We start from the raw sequence: 23,759 nt of genomic DNA on the forward strand, positions 1-23,759 counted from the left end.
CCATGCAGCTCGGGATCAACCTCGGCTACTGGGGCGGCGGAATGGACGCGGACAATCTCGCCGTCGCCCAGGAGGCCGACCGACTGGGATACGCGGTGTGCTGGGCCGCCGAGGCCTACGGCTCGGACGCGGCCACCGTGCTCACCTGGGTCGCCGCCAAGACCGAGCGCATCGACGTCGGCTCGGCGATCTTCCAGATCCCGGCCCGTCAGCCCGCGATGACCGCGATGACCGCCGCGACGCTCGACTCGCTCTCCGGCGGGCGCTTCCGCCTCGGCCTCGGCGTCTCCGGGCCGCAGGTCTCCGAGGGCTGGTACGGCGTCAAGTTCGACAAGCCGCTGGCCCGCACCCGCGAGTACGTCGAGATCGTACGCAAGGCGATGACCCGCGAGCGGCTGTCGTACGAGGGTGAGCACTGGACGCTGCCGCTGCCGGACGGTCCGGGCAAGCCGATCAAGCTGACGGTGCACCCGCAGCGCGAGCACATCCCGCTGTACATCGCCGCGATCGGCCCCAAGAACCTGGAGCAGACCGGCGAGATCGCCGACGGCGCCCTGCTGATCTTCCCCTCGGCCGAGCACCTCGAGGACACCGCGCTGCGCCATCTGCGCGCGGGTCGCGAGAAGGCCGGCAAGACCATGGAGGGCTTCGACGTCTGTCCGACGCTGCCGCTCGCCGTCGGCGCCGACAAGGACGTGACGGCGCTCGCCGACATGTTCCGCCCCTACACCGCGCTGTACGTCGGCGGCATGGGCAGCCGTAAGCAGAACTTCTACAACCAGCTGGCCCAGCGCATGGGGTACGAGAAGGAGGCCGCCGAGATCCAGGACAAGTACCTGTCCGGCGACAAGGAGGGCGCGGCCGCCGCCGTTCCGCACGCGCTGATCGACCAGACCACCCTGCTCGGCTCCGTGGACCGCATCGCCGACCGGATGAAGGCCTACGCGGCGGCGGGGGTCACCACGCTCACGCTGTCGCCGGCCGGCTTCACGCTGGAGGACCGGATCGCCTCGCTCCGCGCCGGTTCGGACGCGCTGGAGCGGGCCGGTCTGGCGTAGCGCGTCGCAACCCTTCCCCTGGAGGGACGGAAGAAGTTCTGCGGCCGTGGTGGGGGCTCGGGGGGTCTTCCCCGCCACGGCCGTCACGGGGAACAACGCGCGGGCGTGCCTTGGGTTACGCGCTGGGGCCCGCCCCGTCATCCTTCGTTCGGCGCATTTGTCCGACACATCGGTTGCCGGGCCCTCGGCGTCCCCTTTGACTCGTTTTCTGCGGACCCTGCAGAAAGGGTGTCATCGATGCTTTCGGCCAAGAGTCTGTTCCAGGAGATCCTCGACAACGACGAGTCGTTCCGGCTCTTCTGCTCCATCGCCGCCAGCGGGGAGTCGCAGGGTGGCTGGGAGAACGCGCGCATCGCCGCCCTCGTTCCGCCGAGCGCACGCGAACTCGCCCCGAAGATCACCCGGCACGGCGCCGACGAGGACAAGCACGGGCGGATCTTCAACGCCCTGATGAACAAGCGCGGCCTCACGCCGGTCGAGGTCCCGGCCGACACCGACTACACGATGCTCCTGGAACGGCACGGGATCGGCCTCGCCCACGACAAGCTGAGGAGCCGGCAGCCACTCACCGTGCGGGACATCGTCACCTACCTCGCCCACAGCAGGGTCACCGAGCAGCGTGCCTCCGAGCAGATGGAGCTGCTGGTCAGGCACTTCGCCGACCATCCCGACATCGGTCGTGCGATCCGGATGATCTCCGAGGACGAGGACCGGCACCTCGCCTACTGCCACGAGGAGCTGCTCCGCTTCGCGTCCGCCGGACACGACCACGCCATCCGGCGGACGCTGCGCGCGTGCGCGCTCGCCGAGATCCGCGTCTACCGGGACGTCAGTCTCGCCGTGATGGCCCGCATGGGAGGCATTCTCGGCTGGTCGAGGGCCAGGGCCGCGACGCTCGCCGCGGCCATCCACACCGTCTACGCCTACGAGCGCGTCGCGGGCTGGCGCCGCATGGTCTCCCTGAAGATGCCGGAACACCGCGACGCCCTGGGCGGCCCCGCGCCCCCCGCGCCGGAGGTGGTGTGAGCCGGGGTCGCGAACCCTGCGCACGTCGCCCACCCGGTCGCGCGCCGGTCACAGCCAGCCTCGCCGCTTGAAGAGGTGGTACAGCAGGAATTCCAGCGCCACCATCGCCAGGATCACCACCAGGTACGACCAGAGCCAGTGCAACTCGGGCATGTGGTCGAAGTTCATGCCGTAGATGCCGGCGATCATCGTGGGGACCGCGGCCATGGCCGCCCACGCCGAGATCTTCCGCATGTCGTCGTTCTGGCGCACGCTCATCTGCGCGAGATGCGCCGCGAGGACGTCCGAGACCAGCCGGTCCAGGCCCTCCACCGACTCGTTCACACGGGCCAGATGGTCGTTGACGTCGCGGAAGAAGGGCTGCGCCTTCTCGTTCACGAACGGCACCGCGGCGCCGGCGGCGCCCGAGCCCGAGAGCCGGGTCAGCGGAACGGTCAGTGGGACCGTGGCCCGCCGGAACTCCAGGATCTGCCGCTTGAACGTGTAGATCCTGGACGCGGTGTTCCGTGAACCGCCGCCGTTCGGCGAGAAGACCTCCGCCTCCAGCTCCTCCAGGTCCGTCTGGAGCTCGGTCGCCACCTCCAGGTAGTGGTCGACCGTGGCGTCGGCGATCGAGTAGAGCACCGCCGTCGGCCCGTGCCGCAGCATCTCGGGGTCCTGCTCCAGCCGGCGGCGCACCTGCGCGAGAGGCGAGCACTCGCCGTGCCGGACGGTCACCACGAAGGAGTCCCCGATGAACACCATCACCTCACCGGTGGTGACGACATCGCTCTCCGCCTCGTACGCGACCGGCTTCAGGACCACGAACAGCGAATCGTCGTACATCTCCAGCTTGGGCCGCTGATGCGCCTTGAGGGCGTCCTCGACCGCCAGCGGGTGCAGTCCGAACTCCTCGGTGACGAGGTCGAACTCCTGCTCCGTCGGCTCGTACAGCCCGATCCAGATGAACGCGTCGCCCTCGGCGCGTGCCAGGTCCAGGGCGTCGGAGAGGTCCTCGGGGCCCTCCGTCCGGCGCCCGAGACGGTAAATGGCGCAGTCGACGATCACGGAGCGTATTCTCCCGTCGCCCGGTCGCCACCGCACTCCGGCCGCCGTTGTCCACAGGCCCCTCCGGGTCCCCGAGCCACCCGTTTACGCTGGGCCGCATGCCCACCCTGATTCTCGTACGGCACGGACGTTCGACCGCCAACACCGCTGGGCTGCTCGCCGGCTGGACGCCCGGCGTCGCCCTCGACGAGCGCGGCGCCCAGCAGGCCGCGGCGCTGCCCGGGCGGCTCGCCGCGCTGCCGATCTCCGAAGTCGTCACCAGCCCCCTGCAGCGCTGCCAGGAGACCGTGCAGCCGCTGCTCGACGCCCGCCCCGAGCTGCGTGTGCACACCGACGAGCGGATCGGGGAGGCGCACTACGGCGACTGGTCCGGCCGCAAGCTCGCCGAGCTGAAGGACGAGCCGCTGATGGAGGTCGTACAGGCCCACCCGTCCGCGGCCGCGTTCCCCGGCGGAGAATCGATGCGGGCCATGCAGACGCGGGCGGCCGAAGCGGTGCGCGAGTGGAACGCGCGCGTGGAGCGCGACCACGGCGGCGACGCCGTCTACGTCATGTGCTCGCACGGCGACATCATCAAATCCCTTGTCGCGGACGCACTCGGACTTCATCTCGACCTCTTCCAGCGGATCTCTGTAGAACCGTGTTCCATCACCGCGATCCGTTACACACGACTGCGTCCCTTCCTCGTGCGTCTCGGGGACACCGGCGACCTCGCCTCCCTGGCGCCGCGCGAGGAGCCCCCCAGCGGGGACGCCCCGGTCGGGGGCGGTGCGGGCGCACCGTGATCGTCGGCCGCAGTAGGGTGAAGCGGTCGAAGCAGCGCAGTAGTTGTCAGCAAGTTGTCAGCAGCCGATGAGGGCCGAGGCAGTCAGCCGGTCCACATGCCGATTCCAATGGAGACAGGACGTGTCCCGTCAGGTGTTCCTCTACGACCCCCCGGACCGTTTCGTGGCCGGTACGGTCGGGTTGCCCGGGCGCCGTACCTTCTTCCTGCAGGCCTCCTCAGGCCCCAGGGTGACCAGCGTCGCCTTGGAGAAGACCCAGGTCGCCGCACTCGCCGAACGTATGGACGAGCTCCTTGACGAAGTCGTACGGCGCACCGGCGGCAGCGCGCCCGTCCCGGCCATGGTCCCCGCCGAGGTGTCCGACACCGCCCCTCTCGACACCCCGGTGGAGGAGGAGTTCCGGGTCGGCACGATGGCGCTGGCCTGGGACGGTGACGAACAGCGCATGATCGTCGAGGCACAGGCCCTCGTGGAGCTCGACGCCGACACCGACGAGGACCTCGCCGAGGCCGAGGAAAGGTTGCTCCAGGACGAGGAGAACGGCCCGCCGATGCTCCGCGTCCGGCTCACCGGCGCGCAGGCCAGGGCCTTCGCCAAGCGCGCTCTCGACGTCGTCAACGCGGGCCGGCCGCCCTGCCCGCTGTGCAGCCTCCCGCTCGACCCGGAAGGACACGTATGTCCGCGCCAGAACGGATACCGCCGCGGAGCGTGACCACGGCCGAGCTGCTCGCCCTGGGCGAGCTGAAGGTGCGCGGACGGATCCGTGAGGCCTCGAACGCGGTGCTGTACTGCTCCGTTTCGTTCGAGGGCAGGGACGCGTTCTGCGTCTACAAACCGATCGCCGGGGAGCGGCCCCTGTGGGACTTTCCCGACGGGACCCTCGCCCAGCGTGAGGTGGCCGCGTACGAGGTCTCCGAGGCCACGGGCTGGGGGCTGGTCCCCACCACCGTGCTGCGCGACGGGCCCTACGGCGAGGGCATGTGCCAGCTGTGGATCGAGGCCCTGCCGGAGGCCGACGGGGACGGGCTGCTGGCCCTGGTGGAGGCCGAGGAGCCCGCGGCGGGCTGGAAGGCGATCGGCTTCGCGGAGGTCGGCGAGGGAGAGACGGCGCTGCTCGTGCACGCCGACGACGTGCGGCTGCGGCGGCTCGCCGTGCTCGACGCCGTGATCAACAACGCCGACCGCAAGGGAGGGCATCTGCTGCCCGCCGGTGAGGGGCGGTTGTACGGCATCGACCACGGGGTCACCTTCAACGCCGAGAACAAGCTGCGCACGCTGCTGTGGGGGTGGGCGGGGGAGTCGCTGACGCCGGAGGCGGTCGAGGTCCTCACCTCCCTGCGGGACGGGCTGGCGCCGGGCGCGCCGCTCGCCACCCGGTTGGCCGAACTCATCACCATCGCCGAAATCGACGCCACACGCGTGCGTGTCGAGGCGATGCTCGCCTCGGGCAAACACCCGGAGCCGAGCGGAGAGTGGCCGGCGATCCCCTGGCCACCCGTGTAAACCCCCTCGACCGTCCAGGGCCCGGGCGCGCTCACCTCGCACCGACTACGCCAACCGGGTCCCACGGAACACGACTCCCCCGGGGACGAGTCCCGCCGCCCCAGCAGCAGACGGGCCCATCCCGGGTCGGTCCCGCCCCCGGGCGGGCCCACGTCCGGGCGGGGCCGCTTCCGGGCAGGCCCACTGCCGGACGGGGACGCTTCCGGGCAGGCCCACTCCCGGACGGGCCCACTCCCGGACGGGCCCACTCCCGAGCGGGCCCGTATCCGACGGGGCCACTCCCGGGCGGCCGGGCACATCCGTGCGGAGCCATATCCGGGCAGGCTCACTCCCGGGCGGTCCCATATCCGGCGGGGCCGCTCCCGGGCGGCCGGGCACATCCATGCGGAGCCATATCCGGGCAAGATCACTCCCGGGTCGGTCCCGCTCCCGGGCGGGCCCCTATCAGGCGGGGCCGCTCCCGGGCGGCGGGGCCATATCCGGGCAGGCCCGCTCCCGGACGGGCCTACATCCGGCGGGGCCGCTCCCGGGCGGGCGCGCACATCCGTGTGGGGCTACATCCGGACGGGTCCACGCCCGGGCGCGCAGCCGCCCGTGGCGGTGCCTTGCGCGGCGGTGCTGCCATCCCCCCGGTGCGTAGGTCTGTGAGGCCAAGCCTCGTGGTGGGCGCCCGGGGCCGGGGCCGGGTGCGGGCGGCGATGGCAGACGGGTGGCGTTCGGTCTGCCGTCCGTGACTTGCGACACTCACCGCCTCGTGCGTAGCCGGTCCTGGCGGCGTGCGGGCCCGGGGGCGGGGGGCGCGGACCCGGCGGCTCGCGCTCGCGCTCACGGCGCATGTGAGGGGGACGGACCGCCGTCCTCGGCGGTGCGCGCGTTGGGTTGTGCGGTCGTACGGGCGGCCGCACCCCCGTAGGACCGGATGACGCACACCATCGGGCGTCGCGCAAGAGGGCCTTCCGAGTCATCAGGGCTGGTCCGGTTCGTATACGGAAGTTCCGTCCGGTTAGGCTCATGACATGCATGCCTGGCCCGCTTCTGAGGTCCCCGCCCTGCCTGGTGAGGGCCGCGACCTCCGGATCCACGACACCGCGACCGGCGGCCTCGTCACACTCGACCCCGGTCCCGTCGCCCGTATCTACGTCTGCGGCATCACGCCGTACGACGCGACCCACATGGGTCACGCGGCGACCTACAACGCGTTCGACCTCGTTCAGCGCGTGTGGCTCGACACCAAGCGGCAGGTTCACTACGTCCAGAACGTGACCGACGTCGACGACCCGCTCCTGGAGCGGGCGGAGCGCGACGGCGTCGACTGGGTAGGACTCGCCGAGAAGGAGACCGCCCTCTTCCGTGAGGACATGACCGCCCTGCGGATGCTGCCGCCGCGGCACTACATAGGCGCCGTCGAGGCGATACCCGGCATCGTGCCGCTCGTCGAGCGGCTGCGGGACGCGGGCGCGGCGTACGAACTCGAAGGGGACGTCTACTTCTCCGTCGAGTCCGACCCCAACTTCGGCAAGGTGTCCAACCTGGACGCCGCCGCCATGCGCCTGCTCTCCGCCGAGCGGGGCGGCGACCCGGACCGTCCGGGCAAGAAGAACCCGCTCGATCCGATGCTCTGGATGACAGCGCGGGAGGGGGAGCCCAGCTGGGACGGGGGCTCGCTCGGCCCCGGCCGGCCCGGCTGGCACATCGAGTGCGTCGCCATCGCCCTCGACCACCTGGGGATGGGTTTCGACGTCCAGGGCGGCGGCTCCGACCTCGCCTTCCCGCACCACGAGATGGGCGCCTCGCACGCCCAGGTGCTCACCGGCGAGTTCCCGATGGCCAAGGCGTACGTGCACGCCGGCATGGTCGCCCTCGACGGCGAGAAGATGTCGAAGTCCAAGGGCAACCTCGTCTTCGTGTCGAAGCTCCGGCGCGACGGCGTCGACCCGGCCGCCATCCGCCTCGCCCTCCTCGCGCACCACTACCGCGCCGACTGGGAGTGGACGGACACCGTCCTCGCGGACGCGGTCGCCCGTCTGGAGAACTGGCGGGCGGCGGTGTCGCGTCCCGACGGGCCGTCCGCCGAGGCGCTGGTCGAGGAGATCCGCGAGGCCCTCGCGAGCGACCTGGACGCACCGGCCGCGCTCGCCGCGGTCGACCGCTGGGCGGCGCTCCAGCGCGAGACGGGCGGTACGGACGAGGGCGCCCCCGGCGTCGTCTCGCGTGCCGTGGACGCCCTCCTGGGCGTGGCCCTGTAGTTCCCTCTCGTACGTGCGGGGCGCCGGGCGGTCGTACCGCCCGGCGCCCCTTCTCTCTCAGTCTCTCTCAGACCCTCTCTCAGAGCGTCACTTGTTCACGATGACGGCTTGTACGGTGCTGCTGTTGGCGTCGTAGACGCCGATGACCTGCTGCCCGTAGGCGAAGGCCTGCTGGACCTCGTCGTGGGTGACCTGGTTGGGGTTCACCAGGGGGCGCCAGGCGTTGTCGATGAACAGGTAGAGGATCGACGGCTGGCCCGGGAGCGGGGTGACCACGTCCCAGAAGTGCTGGGCGATCCCGCTCGTCAGGACCTGCGCCTGTTGCTGCTGCTGCCCGCCGAGCTGCTGGAGCAGCTGCTGGAACGGCTGCTGCTGCCCCATCTGCTGGAGCTGCTGCTGCAGGTGCTGCGGAATCTGCTGCTGCGGGATCTGCGCTTGCGGGTTCTGGTGCTGCGGGTTCTGGTGCTGAGGGTTCTGGAGTTGCGGGTTCTGGAGTTGCGGGTTCTGCAGCAGGCCGAACGGCTGCTGCAACTGCTGTCCGAACGCCATGGGCTGCTGCTGTCCGAACTGCTGGGGCGGCGCCGTGCTCGGTCCCTGCTGCCCCTGCTGGATGCCTTGCTGGATGCCCTGCTGGTGTCCTTGCTGCTGACTCATCTGCGGGGTGGTGCTCATACGGGTGCCACCTTCCGTGAATCATCGAATCGTTGACTTGCGGCTACGCCCTCGGACACGTCAGCCCGTGACCACCAGGCCGACGATCTCGTCGTCCGAGAACCAGACACGTACGTCGGGCCGTCCGCCCGCGAAGGCGGAGTGCACCGCCTGACGGATCTCGGGTGAGGGGTTTTCGAGGTTGCGCCAGTCACCGGCCACGAACAGCCGGAGCCTGGGCGGGAGTTCGCGCGGGTACGGCAGCAGCTCGTCCCAGTACCGTTCGGCCTGGCCCGAGCCGACCGCCTCCGGCAGCAGACGGGTGACCGCCGCCTTGATGTCCGGCCGGTTGCCGATCCGCTGGGAGCCGGGCCGGCCCGGCGCGTCCTGCTGCGGGGAGCCGGTGGCCCGCAGCACCGCGCGGGCACGCTCCGGGGACATCGGTTCCTGGGCCGCCGCCTTGAGCATGCCCTGCAGCGCGGCCAGGGCGCCGACCACCACCGGGGAGGCGGAGGAGGTCCCGGAGAACGTGTCCGTGTACCAGCCGATCTCCTCGGCACCGCCCTGCAGGTCGCCGGGCCGGTCCCAGAAGCCGCCGGTGGTCGTGACCTCGCGCCCCCAGCCCTGCGCGTCCACCCGCGCCCCGTAGTTGGAGAAGGCGAGGCGGGAGCGGTCCGGGCCGTGGTCGCGGCCGTGTGTGCCGGGCGGCGGTGCGCCCGCGCCGACCAGCACCGCGCCCGAGGACGGGTTGGCGGGGTTGAAGGGGTTGCGCCACCACGCGGGGAACTCGGCGGGGCGCCGCTCGTACACCGCGTCGTCGAGCGACTCGGCGCCGTTGCCCGCGGCCGCCACGACGAGCACTCCCTTGGCGGTCGCGTACCGGATGGCCGCGAAGTTGTCCGGCCACCACTCGATCGCGATGTAACCCTGCTGGTCGTCGCGCTCCTCGAAGTCGAACCGCGGCCCCGGGGCGTGCAGTTCGACCAGGATGATGTCACCGGGGCCCAGCCGGTCGGCCGCGGCGTGGATCGCGGCCGCCGTGCCCATGCCCTGGAAGGACGCGGCCGCCGTCACCGCGTCCGGCGCGATGCCGGTGATCCCGCGTTCGTCGCGGTCGCCGCCGATCACCCCGATGACGGCGGTGCCGTGGTTGCGCCAGGCGAGGTCCGTCAGCGGGGTGCCGACGACCACGCCCGCGAGCTTCGCGGTCAGGTCCTCGTGGCCCAGCTGCCACGCCCCCTCCACATCGATCACCGTCACGCCCTGGCCCGTACCGCCCGGCCGTTGCCAGGCCCAGTGGGCGTCGATGCCCTCGGGCGCCGGCCGCAGATAGCCCTGGCGGCTGGTGAAGTCCGGGGTGATGGGCGCCCCTTCCTTCGTCCGCCGGCCGTCGTCCGCGCTCGCCGAGCCGTTCGTGCTCCGCCCGACCGACCCCACCGAGGCGGGGACGGCGCCGGGCTTCACGTACGCCGTGTCGATCCCCGGCAGCGCGGCGATCCGTGAACGCAGCTCCTGGGCGCGGCTCTCGACGCCGCGCACCCGGTAGAAGAGCGCGAGGTCGCTTCCGCCCCCGCCGTCCGCCACCTGGGACTGCCGCAGTCGTTCCTCGCTGCCGAACAGCGGCTCCAGGGCGAGCTGTTCGTCACTGAGGAACATGTTGAGGGCCGACACGTCCGAGCCCGCCGCCGAGCGGACGCCCTCGGCCCCGGCACGCAGCCGGGCCTCGGGGCGTGCGACGACGATCAGCTCCTGCTCGGCTCCCCGGTAGGTGAACCCCGCTCCGTCGGGTCCCGGCCCGGCCGTTCCCGGGCCCTGCGTCGGCTGTACCTGGTCGGTCATCGCGTACCGCTCCTCTCGGTTCGGTTCTGCGGGTGCTGCCGTGTCCCTCCCCCGGGCCGCGCCTTCGGGGCACAACCTGGCACGCCCACGGCGACTCGTCCACCCCGGCGTAGCCAACTCGGTTTGAAAACAAGTTGAATTGGGAAACCTGTGCAATCCGTCCTGAAACAGATGTCACGCAGCAAACCGGCCAAAGGCTGCGGAGTCGGGGGTCATGTGGTGGGGTGGCAGGGACAGTTGATCGCTGGACCGGTCAACTCCCGGTCCTGCCCGGAAGGACGCACCGTGACATCCACGCACCGTTCGTTCCCAGACCGTCTCAGCCGCCGACGACTGCTCACCGTCGGCGCCGCGGCCGCCGGCGCCGCGCTCGCCGGGTCCTCGGCCGACCAGGCCTGGGCAGCGGGGAAGTCGTTACCCACCGTCATCCATCTGCCGAACGGCATCCGTCCGGAGGGCATCACCATCGGGGGCGGCCCGTACGCCTACCTCGGATCCATCGCCGACGGTTCGGTCTACCGCGCCGATCTGCGCACCGGACAGGGCCGGACCATCGCGCCGGGGCCGGGCACGGCGGCGGCCGGGCTCAAACTCGACGGCAGGGGACGGCTGTTCATCGCCACGGTCGGCACGGGCGCCCGTGTGGTGGACGCCCGTACCGGCGCCGAACTCGCGTCGTACGTCCTCACCACGGAGTCCGAGACCTTCGTCAACGACGTGGTCCTGACCCCCCGCGCGGTCTGGTTCACGGACTCCTACCAACCCACGCTGTACGCGCTGCCGCTCGGCCCGGGCGGCGCGCTGCCGGACGCGGCCGACGTCCTGCGGCTCCCCCTGAGCGGCGACTGGAGCCAGGTGCCCGGCGCCACGATCAACGCCAACGGGATCACGCGGACCCCGGACGGTGGGGCCCTGCTCGTCGTGCAGACCGGGGCCGGCGGACTGCACCGGGTCGACCCGAGGACCGGAGTCACCCGGCTCGTCGACCTCGGCGACGCGGCACCGCTCGTCAACGGTGACGGGCTGCTGCTCACCGGCCGGACGCTGTACGCGGTGCAGAACATGCAGAACGCGATCGACGTCTTCCGGCTCTCGCCCGACGGGCGCAGCGGAGTCTTCCAGCGCCGCCTCACCGACCCGGACCTCGACGTGCCGACCACCGTGGCCGCGTACGGGGACCGCCTGTACCTGCCCAACGCCCGGTTCACGACCACGCCGACGCCGGACACCCCGTACGACGTGATCGCCGTCGAACGCTGACGCGAGGAGACCGCGGGGTGCTGAACGCGGAGGGGCGGTGCGCCAGGTGCGCACCGCCCCTTCCGTCATCCCGGCTTCCGCCCGCCCGGCCCGATGCGTCCGCGCGGTCCGCCCGGCCCGCTCAGTCTTCCGAGGAGTCCTCGTCCTCGGTGCCGGTCTCCGGCCGCGGGGACTTCGGAGGCTTCGGACGACCGCCGGGGTTGTCCCGCAGATACGAGGAGCTGTCGCTGCCGTCGGCCGTGGCGTGTCCGCCGGGGGCCGGGCCCGCCGGACCGCCGCCGTCCCGCCGCCTCAGATAGCGCTCGAACTCACGTGCGATCGCCTCGCCCGACGCCTCCGGCAGCTCCGCGGTGTCCCGGGCCTCCTCCAGCGTCTGCACGTACTCGGCGACCTCGCTGTCCTCGGCGGCCAGCTGGTCCACCCCCAGCTGCCAGGCACGCGCGTCCTCGGGCAGCTCGCCCAGCGGGATCCGCAGGTCGATCAGGTCCTCCAGGCGGTTGAGGAGGGCCAGCGTCGCCTTCGGGTTCGGCGGCTGCGACACATAGTGCGGTACTGCCGCCCACAGCGACACCGCCGGTACGCCCGCGTGCGTGCACGCCTCCTGAAGGATGCCGACGATGCCCGTGGGGCCCTCGTACTTGGTCTCCTCCAGATCCATCGTGCGGGCCAGGTCCGGATCAGAGGTGACCCCGCTCACCGGCACCGGACGTGTGTGCGGGGTGTCACCGAGCAGTGCGCCCAGGATCACCACCAGCTCCACACCCAGCTCGTGCGCGAAGCCGAGCAGCTCGTTGCAGAACGAGCGCCACCGCATCGACGGCTCGATCCCCCGGACCAGCACGAGGTCGCGTGGCTTCTCGCCGCCGACCCGGACCACCGACAGGCGCGTGGTCGGCCAGGTGATCTTGCGGACCCCGCCGTCCAGCCACACCGTGGGGCGGTTCACCTGGAAGTCGTAGTAGTCCTCGGCGTCCAGTGCCGCGAAGACCTCGCCCTTCCACTCCTTGTCGAGATGCGCGACCGCGGTGGAGGCGGCGTCGCCGGCATCGTTCCAGCCCTCGAACGCGGCCACCATGACCGGGTCGATCAGCTCGGGAACCCCCTCGAGCTCGATCACCCAGCGCCTCCTTCCGACGTGCCCCTTACGTACGCCCCAACCTTACGGCGTGCCAAGGGGGCCTCCGCAGCCCCCTTGCACGGGGGAGTGAACGGATCACTGCCCCACCGAGGGGCCGGAAACACGCGTGATCGCCACCATGAACCACCCCCCGAGTCATCCGAGCTGTCCCTACAGGGTGCTGCGCAGCCACTGCTCCACGCTCGCGATGTGCACCGTCGCCCACGAGCGGGCCGCCTCCGCGTCGCGGTCCCGCAGGGCGGACAGGATCGCCCGGTGCTCGTGCAGGGTGCGGCTGACCGCGTCCTCCTGGGTGAGGCCGCGCCAGATCCGGGCCCGGGTGGTGGGCCCCGAGAGGCCGTCCAGCAGCGAACACAGGACCGAGTTACCGGAGCTCTGCACGATGCCCCGGTGGAACTCCAGGTCGCAGGCGACGAGTTCCTCCACCGAGGGGGCGGCGCCCAGCGCGTCCAGCTGGGAGGTCAGGGCGTGCAGTTGCTGCTCGCTGATCCGCGATGCGGCCATCGCCGTCGCGGCGGGCTCCAGGATGCGGCGTACGGCGAGGAACTCGAGCACCGTGTCGTCCCGGTGGAAGTCGACGACGAAGCTGAGCGCCTCCAGGAGGAGCTGGGGGTCCAGGCTGGTGACGTACGTGCCGTCGCCCTGCCGTACGTCCAGGATGCGGATCAGCGAGAGCGCGCGCACCGCCTCCCGCAGGGAGTTCCGGGACAGACCGAGGTCGGCGGCGAGCTCGCTCTCCTTGGGAAGCCGGTCGCCGGGGCGCAGCGTGCCGGAGACGATCATGCCCTTGATCTTCTCGATCGCCTCATCGGTGACTGCCATGGCCGACCTCCCTGTCACTCCGGATGTCGCTGAGTCATCCGATGTCTTCGGCCATTATGTGGGGTCACCAGGTCGAACGGACACACAATCCACGGGCGGATCAGGCGAGAGCCTCCAGATCGGCGAGGGCGGCGGCCTCGTCGAGCGTCGTGAGCACGCGGTCCCGCATCAGGATCCTGCCGTCGACGACGGTGTCCCTCACGTCCGCCGAGTGCGCGGCGTAGGCGAGCGTGGACCACGGGTTGTGCACCGGCCGCACATGGGGCGCGTTCAGGTCGAGCACGATCAGGTCGGCGCGCTTGCCCGGCTCCAGGGAGCCGAGGTGGTCGCCGAGGCCCAGCGCACGGGCCCCCTCGAGGGTCGCCATCCGGACCGCCTGTTCGGCGCCCACCGCCGTGGGATCGCCGGCCGCCTTGTGGACCAGGGCCGCCTGCCGCACCGCCCCCAGTACGTCCAGCGTGTTCGAGCTGACCGCTCCGTCCGTGCCGAGCCCGACCGTCACACCCGCGCTCAGCAGGCGCGGCACCGGAGCGATGCCGCAGCCGAGTTTCAGGTTGGAGACCGGACAGTGCGCGACGGAGGTGCCGGTGCGGGCCAGGGCCGCGATCTCGGGACCCGTCAGATCCACGGCGTGCGCGATCAGCAGATCGGGTCCGAGCAGCCCGAGCGAGTCGAGCAGTTCCACGGGCCGCCTGCCGTGACGGACCTCGACGGTGGCGACCTCGGTCGTGTTCTCCGCCGCGTGGATGTGCAGCAGCGCGCCGAACTCCCGTGCCAGCGCGGCGATGTCGGTGAGCTGATCGGGCGAGAGTGTGTAGGTCGAGTGCGCGAAGAGGACGGGACGGGTGCCGGGCCGGGCCGTCGCGCGATCGGCCAGGTCGCGGCGGGCCCACGCCATCCGGTCCTCGTACGCGATGCCGTCCGCCGGGTCCGGTTCGTCCATGAAGGTCGGCCCGGTGTGCAGCCGCCAGCCCGCCTCCCGGGCGACCCGCTCGGCCGCCTCGTGGAACCAGTACATGTCGAGTGCCGAAGTGACCCCCGCCCGTACGCTCTCGGCGATCGCGGCCCGCACCCCCGCGGCGATGTTCTTCGGCGACAACAACTCGGCTTCCCAGCGCAGCACCCGCTCCAGGAAGCCCTGGAGCGTGACGTCGTCGGCGCGGCCGCGCAGCAGCGTCATCGCCAGGTGCGTGTGGGTGTTGACGAGGCCGGGCAGGACGAGACAGCCCGTCGCGTCCAGGGTCTCGGCGGCCTCGTACCGCGAGCGCAGCTCCTCGGCGGGGCCGACTTCACGGATCTCGCCGTCGCGGACCACGACCGCGCCGGAGCGTACGAAGGTGCCCGCCTCGTCGACGGTGAGGACGTCCCCGCCGTGGACCAGCAGGTCGGCGTACTCGCTCATGCGGCGCCCGCCCTCTCTTGCGCCAGCAGACGCAGTGCTTCCAGCGCGACCACCGCACCACGCTCCACGCCCACCGCGACGACGTCGCGGTGCGGGTTGTAGCCGCCGGTGTTCTCCTCGTCGACCAGTTCGTCCGCGTTCGCGCCGTCGATCACGAGCACGCCGCCCGCGACGAGACCGCGCAGCGACGCGGTGACCAGCAGCGCGGACAGCTCCATCTCGATCGCCGCGAGGCCCGCGTTGTCGTAGGCGGTCAGCGGAATCAGGCCGGGCTGGAAGGCCGCCCGGGTCCACACCAGACCCCGGTGGTGAGGTGCGTCCGCGGCGCGGGCCGCGCGCTGGAGCGCGAACACCGCTTCGGGGGACGAGACCGCCGGGTACTCCGGCGGCAGCAACTGCTGGGTCACCCCGTCGTCCCGTACGGCCCCCTCCGCGATGACGAGATCGCCGTCCCCGATGCCCGGGCGCATCGCCCCCGCCGTACCGAACCGCAGGAAGGTCGTGACGCCCGCGTCGGCCAGCTCCTGGAAGAGCAGGATCGCGCCGGGCGCGCCGACTCCGTGCGAGGCGACGGTGACCGGCAGCCCCTTCCAACTTCCGCTGAACACACGGTACTCACGGTGGTAGGAGATCTCTTCGGCGCCGTCGAGCAGGGCGGCGACGGCCGCGGCGCGCGCCGGGTCGCCGACGACCACGGCGGACGGCGGCAGACCGGTGCGGGGTATCCGGGTGATGGGCAGCAGGTCCTGAGTCATGAGACGGCTCCAGCGGGGGTGGTGCGGCGACGGCGGCGGGCCGTCGTGAGGAAGAGGGCGCCGAGCGTGACGACGTACGGCGCGGCGTCGGTGGCCTGCTGAGGCAGGCCGAGGCCCTGCAGACGGAAGCCGGCGGCCTCGGCGAGGCCGAAGAGCAGCGCGGCGAGCAGGACGCCGAGGGGCAGGGCACGGCCGAGCATGACCGCCACGACGGCGATCCAGCCGCGCCCCGCCGTCATGTTCTCGGAGAACAACGTGACGTTGCCGAGGGCGAGTTGGGCCCCTGCGAGCCCGCACAGAACACCCGAGACGAGGACGGCCGCGTACTGGTACTTGGCTGGACTGACACCGAGGGTCGCCGCGGCCTGCGGTGCCTCGCCGACCCCGCGCAGGCGCAGTCCCCACACGTGCCGCGAGAGCACCAGCGTGGCCACCGCGACCGCGGCCCACGCCAGATAGGCGAGCGGCGAGAAGCCACCGACCAACGGCAGCCCGGCCAGTGACGGATCGTCGAAGGTGCCCTGCACACCGAAGACCGTACGCAGCAGGAAGCTGGTCAGGCCGACAGCGAGGAGGTTCATGGCGATGCCCAGCACCACCGCGTCCCCGCGCAGGGTCACCGCGCCGACGGCGAGGATCAGTGAGTACGCGGCGGCGGCGAGCGCGGCCGCGAGGACGCCGAGCCAGGGGCTGCCGGTGAACCAGCTCGTGGTCACGGCCGTGAAGCAGCCCATCAGCATCATGCCTTCGAGGCCGATGTTGAAGACGCCCGCCCGTTCGCAGAGCGCGCCGCCGAGCGCGGCCAGCAGGATGGGGGTGAGCGCGCGCAATGCCGACATGAGGAGATCGGAGTCGAAGAACATCAGACAGCAGCCTTCTTCCGGAGCCGGCCGCGCGGGAAGCGCAGCCGGGCCGCCAGGAACACGATGACGATGGCCTGCAGCACCTGCGTCAGTTCGCGCGGCACCTCGGTCGTGCGCTCCATCGAGAGCCCGCCGACCTGGAGCACGGCGAAGAAGAACGACGCCAGCACCGTGCCCAGCGGGGCCGCGCCCGCCAGCAGCGCGGCGGTCAGGCCCGTCCAGGTGTAGCCGGGGGCGGTGAGAGCGCCGTCGAGGAAGCGGTACGGGAAGCTCAGTACGCCGATCGCGCCGACCAGCCCGGCCAGCGCGCCCGAGGTGGCCATCAGCCGCAGCGTCAGCCCCCCGCGCTCGACGCCCGCGTACGCGGCGAAACGGGAGTTGAGCCCGGTCATCCGGATCTCGTAGCCGATCGCCGTGCGCCGGTCGGTGAACCAGTACGTGGCCGCCGCCAGCGCGACCAGCAGCAGCCCGACCGTCACGGTCGACGAGCCGAAGGCCGGCAGTGCGACCCCGTCCGGCAGTTGCCGTGTCTGCGGGAGGCTGGAGCCGGGTTCCTTGAGCGGATAGCGGGCCAGGTAGGAGGCGAGCGACGACGCCGGATAGCTGAGCAGCAGGCTGCTCACCAGGAGCGGAACCCCGAAGTGGTTCTCGCACAGGGCGGCCAGGGCGGCATACCCGGCGCCCGCCGCCATGCCCGCGAGGAGCGCGAGGAGGACGGTGAGTGGTGCGGGCAGCGGCGTGTACAGCCCGGTGACGGCCGCGGCCATCCCGCCCAGCACCAGTTGGCCGTCCCCGCCGAGGTTGATGAGCCCGGCGCGCAGCGGGATCGCCAGTGCCAGGGCCAGGCCGAGGACGCTGGTGACGGTGGTCAAGGTCGATCCGATGCCGTCGGCGCCGAGCGAGCCGCTCAGGACGGCGCCGTACGCGGTGAAGGGATCGGCGCCGGTGCCCACGAGGAAGAGCGCGCCGATGAGCACGCCGGCGAGGACGGAGAAGGTGACGGGGGAGCGGAGGGCTCCCGCTATTCGGTTCATGTCAGTCTCCGACCTCCACCGGAGCCGCGCCGCCGGCCATGGCCAGCCCCAGCGTCCGTTCGTCCGCCCCGTCCTTCGGGTACGTCGCCGTCACGCGGCCCTCGTACATCACCAGCACCCGGTCCGCGAGCCCGCGGATCTCGCTGAGCTCGGCCGAGACCAGCAGGACGGCGTGGCCCGCGTCGCGGTAGGCGATCAGCTCGTCGTGGATGTTCTGGATGGCGCCGATGTCGACCCCGCGCGTCGGCTGCTCCACCAGCAACAGCGGTGCCTCGTGGGCCAGTTCGCGGCCGATCAGCAGCTTCTGGAGGTTGCCGCCGGACAGCGCGGAAGCGGGCACCTCGGGCGTGGCCGCCTTGACGCCGAAGCGTTCGACGAGCCGCCGCGCGTGGGCGCGTACGGCCGCGGGCGGCAAGAGCCCGTGGGACGAGAGGGACCTACGGTGGTGGCCCATCGCGAGGTTGTCCGCGACGGAGGCGGCGGGCGCCGTGCCCACCGCGTGCCGGTCCTCGGGTACGTAGGCGAGGCCTCGCGCCCGCCGTTCGGTCGCGGAGGCGTGCGTGATGTCCCGGCCCCGCAGGGTGACCCGCCCGGCCGTGACCCGCCGCAGCCCGGCCAGCGCCTCGATCAGCTCGCTCTGGCCGTTGCCCGCGACGCCGGCGATGCCGACGATCTCGCCCGCGCGGACGGTGAGCCCGACCTCGCGCACCGCGTCCGTGGTGAGATCCTCCACGTCCAGCACCACGTCGCCCGGGGTGCCCGGGGCGTGTACGCGGTCCAGCTCGACCGCGCGGCCCGTCATCGCGGCGGCGATCTCGTCGGCGGTGGTCTCGGCGGTGCGCAGCCGGGCGACGACGCGTCCGTCGCGCAGCACCGTGACGTTGTCGCTGCCTTCGAGGACCTCACGCAGCTTGTGCGTGACAAGGATCACCGTGCGGCCCTGTGCGGTCAGCGACTTGAGCACCGTGAACAGGGCGTCGGCCTCCGCGGGGGTGAGCACGGCGGTCGGCTCGTCGAGGATGAGCGTACGGGCGCCGCGGTGCAACAGCTTCAGGATCTCCACGCGCTGGCGCAGCCCGACCGGCAGGTCGCCGACCCGGGCGTCCGGATCGACGGCGAGGCCGTGCTCCGCGGCGAGTTCGCGCACCCGGCGCCTGGCCGCCGCCCGGTCGACCAGACCGAAGCGGCGCGGCTCGGCCGCGAAGACGACGTTCTCGGCGACCGTCAGCGAGTCGAACAGCTTGAAGCTCTGGTGGACCATGCCGAGCCCGGCGGCCATGGCGGCACCGGGGTCCGCGAAGGTCACCGTACGACCGTCGATCCGTATCTCACCGGCATCCGGCCGCTCCATGCCGTAGAGGACCGACATGAGCGTGGACTTGCCCGCGCCGTTCTCGCCCATCAGCGCGTGGATCTCGCCGCGCCGGACGGTCAGGTCGACGGCGTCGTTGGCGAGCGTGCCGGGGAACCGCTTGGTGATTCCCCGGAGTTCGACGGCGACCTCGGCGTCAGCTCGCTGCGGGGTCATCGACCTTCAGCTCCCCGGCGACGATCTGGTCGCGCAGCGCCTTGACCTTCGTCAGGACGTCCTTGTGCTGGGCGATGACGCACTTGGAGGAGTCGACGCCGGCCTCGAGACCGGTCAGGCTGATGCCACCCTCCTTCAGGCCGTACGACACGGTCGTGCCCGCCTTGCCGCCGAGGACCTGGTCGATGCCCTTCTCCACGGCGACGTCCGTGCGCTTGATCACATTGTCGACGACCGTGCCGGGCGAGGAGACGCACTGGTTGACGTCGACGCCGTAGGCGAACGCGCCCTTGGCCTTCGCGGCCTCGAAGACGCCGTAGTTGCCGGCCGCGGCCGCCGCCATGATCTGGTCGGTGCCCTTGGACAGGAGGGAGTTCGCCTGCTCCTTCGCGCGCGCCGAGTCGTCGAACGGGGACTGGCCGCCGACGAAGCGCGTCGAGGTGGACGTCTTGGCGGCCACCTTCCTGGCACCGGCCGCGAACGGGTCGCTGTAGCGCCGGAACTGGGGTGTGTCGAGGACGTCCACCGCGCCGACCTTGCCGCTCTTGCTGAGCAGCCCGGCCTCGGCGCCCGCGAGGTACACACCCTCGTGCTCGCGGAAGACCGCGCAACCGACGTTCTTGAACGTCTTCGTCGTGCACGCGTCGATCATCAGGAACTGCTGGTCGGCGTGGGCCTTGGCCTGCTGCGCGACCAGGTCGGCGAACTCGAAGCCGACCAGCACGATGACGTCGGGCTTGGCCTCCACCGCGGCCTGCACGTTCTGCTGCTGCGAGGCGGTGTCGGAGGACTCGTAGACCTTCTGCGTCCCGTCGTGCGCCTTGGCCGCGGCCTTCACCCCGTCGACCGCGAGCTTCAGGAACTCGTTCTGCCCGACGGCGTCGGGCGTGACCAGGGTGAAGGACTTGCCGCTGCTCTTGGCGCCTTCGGAGGAACTGTCCTTGGCGGCCGCGTTGCAGGCGGTGGCGAGGAGCGCGGTGCCCGCCGCGAGGGCGGCGAACTGGAGGGGGCGGCGACTTCTGCGGGACACGGGGGACATGGGGACGACCTTCCAGTGGGTGCGGCGGGGCACGCTGGGGCGGCAGCGCGAAGAGGGTGGAGCGGTGAGGGGGGACCTCGGGGTGAACGGCGGGAGCTGAACTGCGGTCAGCTACGACAGCCGTCGGCGGCGCACCGGCCGAAGTCGAGGAAGCGGCGCATCGTGAGCAGCACACGTCCTCCTTCACGTCGGCCTGGGGGCTGCGGGTGCTGGAGAGTAACACCGGTTTCAGGACACGCGTCCGGTTGTCTCGAACTGTGGTTCGCCGAGGTCATGTACGGTGTCGCGCATCTTCGGAACATCAGGAGTGCCCGTTATGCCCCAGGAACTGCGCGCCGTCGACTGGACCGGAAACAGCCTCGCGCTCATCGACCAGACGGCCCTGCCGCACCGCACCGAGACCCGCGAGATCCGTGACGTGGACGGGCTGGTGGACGCCATCCAGCGGCTCGTCGTGCGCGGCGCGCCGGCGATCGGGGCGGCGGGGGCGTACGGGGTGGCGCTCGCGCTGTTGCAGGGCGGCCGCGAGGGCTGGTCGGCCGAGGAGACGCGGGCGGCTGTGGCCCGCGTCCGTGCGGCGCGCCCGACCGCGGTGAACCTCATGGTGTGCGTCGACCGGGTGATGGCCCGCTTCGACGAGGGACTGGACGCGGTGCTCGCGGAGGCCGCGGCCGTCCAGCGCGAGGACGTCGAGGCGAACCGGGCGATGGGGGCGTACGGCGCGGACTGGCTGCTCAAGAAGGTCGGGGTGGACCGGCCGCTGCGGGTGCTCACGCACTGCAACACCGGTGCGCTCGCCACCGCCGGCTGGGGCACGGCGCTCGGCGTCATCCGTGAACTGCACGCGCGTGGCCTGGTCGAGGTCGTGTACGCCGACGAGACGCGTCCCCTCCTCCAGGGCTCCCGCCTCACCGCCTGGGAACTCGTCCAGGAGGGCATACCGCACTACGTCCAGGCCGACGGTGCCGCCGCGGGAACGATTCTGAGGGGCGAGGTCGACGCGGCGATCGTCGGCGCGGACCGCATCGCCGCCAACGGCGACACGGCCAACAAGGTGGGCACGGTCGGGGTCGCCCTCGCCTGCGCGGACGCCGGAATCCCGTTCCTGGTGGCCGCCCCCACCACGACGGTCGACCTGGCCACGGCCACGGGTGCCGACATCCACATCGAACTCCGCGGCGAGGACGAGGTGCTGGAGTGGTCGGGCGTACGAACGGCGCCGGCGGAGTCCCGAGGCCACAACCCGGCCTTCGACGTCACCCCGGGCCGCCTGGTGACGGGCCTGGTGACCGAACGCGGGGTGCTGGAGATATCGGCGGGCGAACTCCCGGCCCACCACCTGCGCTAGCCGCCGGGCGGGGGCGGACTCACACGGTGCTTCATCCCGGGTGAGTCCACCCGCCGCGGTGACTCAGCGGCCCGTCAGTTCCAACTCCAGCAGCCACTCCACCACTTCGGTGTGATGGCGGGCCCGGCGCGGGTCCGCACCCCAGACGTACAGCCCGTGGCCTGCCACGACGACCGCCGGCATGCGGGGGTCGCGGGCCGCTTCCAGGTGGTCGCCCAGGACCTTCATGTCCTGGCTGTTGGCGATGACGGGGAGGGTGACCTCGACGTCGTGGGCGGGCAGGCCGACGCCCTTGAGCATCTCCAGGTCCCGGAACACGATGCCCCCGGGCTCCCGGCGCCCCATGGCCACGGACGCGACCGTGTGGACGTGGACGACGGCCCCCGCACCCGTGAGCGCGGCCACGCGCGCGTGCAGCTCGGCCTCCGCCGACGGCTTCCCGCCCGCGACCGCCGCACCCGAACCGTCCACCAGCACCACGTCGTCGGGCGTGAGTTCGCCCTTGTCGTGCCCGCTCGCGGTGACGGCGAGCCGCAGCGGATCCCGGCTCAGGACGACGGACAGGTTGCCGGACGTGCCGCGCATCCAGCCGAAGGAGGCGAAGCGGGCCGACTCGGCGGCCAGGACCGCGCCCGCCTCCTTGAGGTCGAGGGCCGGCGTCTCGGCGGTCATGTGGTGCTCCTCGCGATGGTGATCTCGTCGAACGTCCCCGCCTGCGGGTGATCGCCGACGCCCTGCTCGTAGTACGGCTCCCCGGGGCGGCGTACCCCCACGGTCCGCCATCCGGCCGCCCGCGCCGCGTCCAGCTCGCCCGGCCGGTCGGAGAGGAACAGCAGCCGGTCGGGCGCGGTGCCCAGCGCCGCCGCGATGGTCCCGTACGACGTCGGCTCCTGCTTGGGCCCCGCGTTCTCCGTGTCGTACAACCCCTCGACGAGCGGCAGCAGATCGCCCTCGGGGCTGGACCGGAACCACGCCCGCTGCGCCGCCACGGACCCCGAGGAGTACACGTGCAGCCGTACGCCCGTCGCGTGCCAGGCGCGCAGCGCCGGGACGACGTCCTCGTAGAAGTGCGAGACGAGGTCGCCGCGCGCGAATCCCTCGGACCAGATGATGCCCTGGAGCGTCTTGAGCGGGGTGGCCTTGCGGTCCTCGTCGAGCCAGTCGTTCAGGGCCTTCTCGACGCGGGCGGCGTCCGCGTCGGGCTCCGCGATCAGCTCCCGCACCTGCGCGGTCGCCCGCGCCACCGCCGGATCACCGCTCCGCTCCGAGAGCAGTGCTCCGAATCGAGAGCGGGAGTACGGGTACAGCACGTCCACGACGAACCCCGTGGCGCTCGTGGTGCCCTCGATGTCGAGCACCACGGCGTCCACGTCGAACCGGAGCGTCACGCCGTGGCCCGGTCCCGCTGGTACCCCGCGTCGATCGTGTCGAAGTCCGGGAAGCGGTCCGCGATCCGGTCACCGGTGAAGTTCCCGACCCAGCCGTCCTCCTCGTGGAAGAACCGGATCGCGGTGAACGACGGCGACGTACCCATGTCGAACCAGTGCGTCGTACCGCGCGGCACGCCCAGCAGGTCGCCCTTCTCGCACAGCACGGCGTGCACCTCGCCGCCGACGTGGAGATAGAAGATCCCGGATCCCGAGACGAAGAAGCGCACCTCGTCATCGTCGTCGTGCGTGTGCTCCTGGAGGAACTTCGCGCGCGCGGCCTTCGCCTTGGCGGGGTACTCGGGGTCGTCGCTCGGGTGCAGCCCGAGGACGTCGACCGTCGTGAAGCCCTCCTGCGCGTTCAGCTTCTCGATCTCGGCACCGTACGCGGCGAACACCGTGTCGCTGTCCGCGTCCGCGGGCACGTCCTCGCGGACCGGCCACTGCTCGTAGCGCACACCGATCGGCGCGAGCGCGGCGGCGATCTCGGCCGGGTCGGAGGTACGGCGCACCAGCGTCTCGGGTCCGGACTCGGGCCACGTCGTCAGCAGGGTCATGGGAGAAACTCCAAGGGGTGGATGGGGTGTCCGGATACCGAGACTGACATCGGTGCCCGGCCAGGAGATGAGGATGAGGAGGGCGGCGTGCAGGAGGCGGGAGAGCCGGTGGTCAGCCGCGACATGCCGCGCCGCTGCAGCGATGTGTCGCTGTCGCGCATGGTGTCGTCATCGGAAGCCTCACTGTCCAACGTCGTCCGGCGATGGTAACTCCCGCCCGGTGATCGGCCGAGTGTGACGAAGTGGTTGTTCCACATACTGAGAATCGGCGTCCAAAACTTTGACGGCTGGCTGGAAACGTTCACATGATCTGCCTATGAAGACGCTGCTGCTCGTGCGGCGGCTGTACGTGGACTTGCTCCGGTCGACCACAGCCCGCTGTCGCTGACCTCCCCCGGAGCGCTCAACCACGCCCCGCCCTCGGTGCGTTC

22 protein-coding genes are annotated in these 23,759 nt (G+C 71.7%); 8 read left to right on the top strand and 14 right to left on the bottom strand.

What is annotated here, in order from left to right; translation table 11 throughout:
• Nucleotides 1-2 precede the first annotated feature (2 nt).
• Together AQJ27_RS10385 and AQJ27_RS10390 are read left to right on the top strand one after the other, a co-directional pair.
• The gene (locus tag AQJ27_RS10385; protein ID WP_067365222.1) at nucleotides 3-1,058 is read left to right on the top strand and encodes an LLM class F420-dependent oxidoreductase; all 1,056 of its coding nucleotides are present in this window, start codon (nucleotides 3-5) and stop codon (nucleotides 1,056-1,058) included.
• A 237-nt stretch (nucleotides 1,059-1,295) separates the two neighbouring features.
• Nucleotides 1,296-2,084 carry a ferritin family protein gene (locus tag AQJ27_RS10390; protein WP_067365226.1) on the top strand — a complete coding sequence of 263 codons (789 nt, stop codon included), beginning with the start codon at nucleotides 1,296-1,298 and terminating at the stop codon, nucleotides 2,082-2,084.
• Between the two features lie 48 nt (nucleotides 2,085-2,132).
• On the opposite strand, the gene corA is transcribed toward AQJ27_RS10390, so the two are convergent.
• A complete protein-coding gene (gene corA, locus AQJ27_RS10395; RefSeq protein ID WP_067365231.1) occupies nucleotides 2,133-3,131 on the bottom strand; it encodes a magnesium/cobalt transporter CorA in 999 nt (332 codons plus the stop codon).
• Between the two features lie 98 nt (nucleotides 3,132-3,229).
• Between corA and AQJ27_RS10400 the strand changes: the two genes are divergently transcribed.
• The 4 genes from AQJ27_RS10400 (at nucleotide 3,230) to mshC (ending at nucleotide 7,665) form a co-directional block, all read left to right on the top strand.
• Nucleotides 3,230-3,916: a histidine phosphatase family protein gene (locus AQJ27_RS10400; protein ID WP_067365234.1), complete on the top strand. Its 687-nt coding sequence runs from the start codon at nucleotides 3,230-3,232 to the stop codon at nucleotides 3,914-3,916.
• Nucleotides 3,917-4,037: 121 nt separating this feature from the next.
• Nucleotides 4,038-4,628: a DUF3090 domain-containing protein gene (locus AQJ27_RS10405; RefSeq protein WP_067365237.1), complete on the top strand. Its 591-nt coding sequence runs from the start codon at nucleotides 4,038-4,040 to the stop codon at nucleotides 4,626-4,628.
• Complete coding sequence (locus AQJ27_RS10410; protein WP_079064899.1) at nucleotides 4,592-5,419, top strand: SCO1664 family protein; 828 nt, start codon at nucleotides 4,592-4,594, stop codon at nucleotides 5,417-5,419. Before AQJ27_RS10405 ends, AQJ27_RS10410 begins: the two co-directional genes overlap by 37 nt.
• A 1,016-nt stretch (nucleotides 5,420-6,435) precedes the next feature.
• Complete coding sequence (mshC, locus tag AQJ27_RS10415) at nucleotides 6,436-7,665, top strand: cysteine--1-D-myo-inosityl 2-amino-2-deoxy-alpha-D-glucopyranoside ligase (RefSeq protein ID WP_067365245.1); 1,230 nt, start codon at nucleotides 6,436-6,438, stop codon at nucleotides 7,663-7,665.
• A gap of 87 nt (nucleotides 7,666-7,752) precedes the next feature.
• Here the strand turns inward: mshC and AQJ27_RS10420 are convergent, their stop codons facing one another.
• A complete protein-coding gene (locus AQJ27_RS10420) occupies nucleotides 7,753-8,337 on the bottom strand; it encodes a hypothetical protein (RefSeq protein WP_067365248.1) in 585 nt (194 codons plus the stop codon).
• Nucleotides 8,338-8,397: 60 nt separating this feature from the next.
• Complete coding sequence (locus AQJ27_RS10425) at nucleotides 8,398-10,155, bottom strand: S8 family peptidase (RefSeq protein WP_067365252.1); 1,758 nt, start codon at nucleotides 10,153-10,155, stop codon at nucleotides 8,398-8,400.
• 285 nt (nucleotides 10,156-10,440) lie between these two features.
• Between AQJ27_RS10425 and AQJ27_RS10430 the strand changes: the two genes are divergently transcribed.
• Nucleotides 10,441-11,415: an SMP-30/gluconolactonase/LRE family protein gene (locus AQJ27_RS10430; protein ID WP_067365255.1), complete on the top strand. Its 975-nt coding sequence runs from the start codon at nucleotides 10,441-10,443 to the stop codon at nucleotides 11,413-11,415.
• A 121-nt stretch (nucleotides 11,416-11,536) separates the two neighbouring features.
• Here AQJ27_RS10430 and AQJ27_RS10435 read toward each other — a convergent pair whose 3' ends face one another.
• The 8 genes from AQJ27_RS10435 to AQJ27_RS10470 form a co-directional block, all read right to left on the bottom strand.
• Nucleotides 11,537-12,532, bottom strand: coding sequence for a PAC2 family protein (locus AQJ27_RS10435; protein WP_067365259.1), 996 nt, complete (start codon nucleotides 12,530-12,532; stop codon nucleotides 11,537-11,539).
• Between the two features lie 171 nt (nucleotides 12,533-12,703).
• Nucleotides 12,704-13,375, bottom strand: a complete 672-nt coding sequence (locus AQJ27_RS10440) for a FadR/GntR family transcriptional regulator (RefSeq protein ID WP_054231141.1) — start codon at nucleotides 13,373-13,375, stop codon at nucleotides 12,704-12,706.
• Nucleotides 13,376-13,475: 100 nt separating this feature from the next.
• Nucleotides 13,476-14,777, bottom strand: a complete 1,302-nt coding sequence (locus AQJ27_RS10445; protein WP_067365262.1) for an amidohydrolase — start codon at nucleotides 14,775-14,777, stop codon at nucleotides 13,476-13,478.
• The gene (locus tag AQJ27_RS10450; protein ID WP_067365265.1) at nucleotides 14,774-15,532 is read right to left on the bottom strand and encodes a nucleoside phosphorylase; all 759 of its coding nucleotides are present in this window, start codon (nucleotides 15,530-15,532) and stop codon (nucleotides 14,774-14,776) included. Before AQJ27_RS10450 ends, AQJ27_RS10445 begins: the two co-directional genes overlap by 4 nt.
• Nucleotides 15,529-16,395, bottom strand: coding sequence for an ABC transporter permease (locus AQJ27_RS10455; RefSeq protein WP_067365268.1), 867 nt, complete (start codon nucleotides 16,393-16,395; stop codon nucleotides 15,529-15,531). Before AQJ27_RS10455 ends, AQJ27_RS10450 begins: the two co-directional genes overlap by 4 nt.
• Nucleotides 16,395-17,429: an ABC transporter permease gene (locus AQJ27_RS10460; RefSeq protein WP_067365272.1), complete on the bottom strand. Its 1,035-nt coding sequence runs from the start codon at nucleotides 17,427-17,429 to the stop codon at nucleotides 16,395-16,397. Before AQJ27_RS10460 ends, AQJ27_RS10455 begins: the two co-directional genes overlap by 1 nt.
• A gap of 1 nt (nucleotide 17,430) precedes the next feature.
• The gene (locus AQJ27_RS10465) at nucleotides 17,431-18,957 is read right to left on the bottom strand and encodes an ABC transporter ATP-binding protein (RefSeq protein WP_067365275.1); all 1,527 of its coding nucleotides are present in this window, start codon (nucleotides 18,955-18,957) and stop codon (nucleotides 17,431-17,433) included.
• Entirely contained in the window at nucleotides 18,938-19,987 is a 1,050-nt protein-coding gene (locus AQJ27_RS10470; RefSeq protein ID WP_067366386.1) for a BMP family ABC transporter substrate-binding protein, read from the bottom strand. The genes AQJ27_RS10465 and AQJ27_RS10470 overlap by 20 nt, the downstream gene beginning before the upstream one ends.
• Before the next feature lie 325 nt (nucleotides 19,988-20,312).
• On the opposite strand from AQJ27_RS10470, the gene mtnA reads away from it, so the two are divergent.
• Nucleotides 20,313-21,344: an S-methyl-5-thioribose-1-phosphate isomerase gene (gene mtnA / locus AQJ27_RS10475; protein ID WP_067365278.1), complete on the top strand. Its 1,032-nt coding sequence runs from the start codon at nucleotides 20,313-20,315 to the stop codon at nucleotides 21,342-21,344.
• A 63-nt stretch (nucleotides 21,345-21,407) separates the two neighbouring features.
• Here mtnA and mtnB read toward each other — a convergent pair whose 3' ends face one another.
• Genes mtnB through AQJ27_RS10490 form a run of 3 tightly spaced genes read right to left on the bottom strand, consistent with a single transcriptional unit; the run spans nucleotide 21,408 to nucleotide 23,328 of the window.
• On the bottom strand, nucleotides 21,408-22,016 hold the full coding sequence (gene mtnB, locus AQJ27_RS10480) for a methylthioribulose 1-phosphate dehydratase (RefSeq protein ID WP_067365283.1): 609 nt from the start codon (nucleotides 22,014-22,016) through the stop codon (nucleotides 21,408-21,410).
• Nucleotides 22,013-22,732, bottom strand: coding sequence for an acireductone synthase (mtnC, locus tag AQJ27_RS10485; protein ID WP_067365286.1), 720 nt, complete (start codon nucleotides 22,730-22,732; stop codon nucleotides 22,013-22,015). Before mtnC ends, mtnB begins: the two co-directional genes overlap by 4 nt.
• Nucleotides 22,729-23,328 carry a 1,2-dihydroxy-3-keto-5-methylthiopentene dioxygenase gene (locus tag AQJ27_RS10490; RefSeq protein WP_067365289.1) on the bottom strand — a complete coding sequence of 200 codons (600 nt, stop codon included), beginning with the start codon at nucleotides 23,326-23,328 and terminating at the stop codon, nucleotides 22,729-22,731. Before AQJ27_RS10490 ends, mtnC begins: the two co-directional genes overlap by 4 nt.
• Between the last annotated feature and the right edge of the window lie 431 nt (nucleotides 23,329-23,759).

It is taken from the genome of Streptomyces olivochromogenes, assembly GCF_001514115.1.
GTDB classification, from domain to species: Bacteria; Actinomycetota; Actinomycetes; order Streptomycetales; family Streptomycetaceae; genus Streptomyces; species Streptomyces olivochromogenes.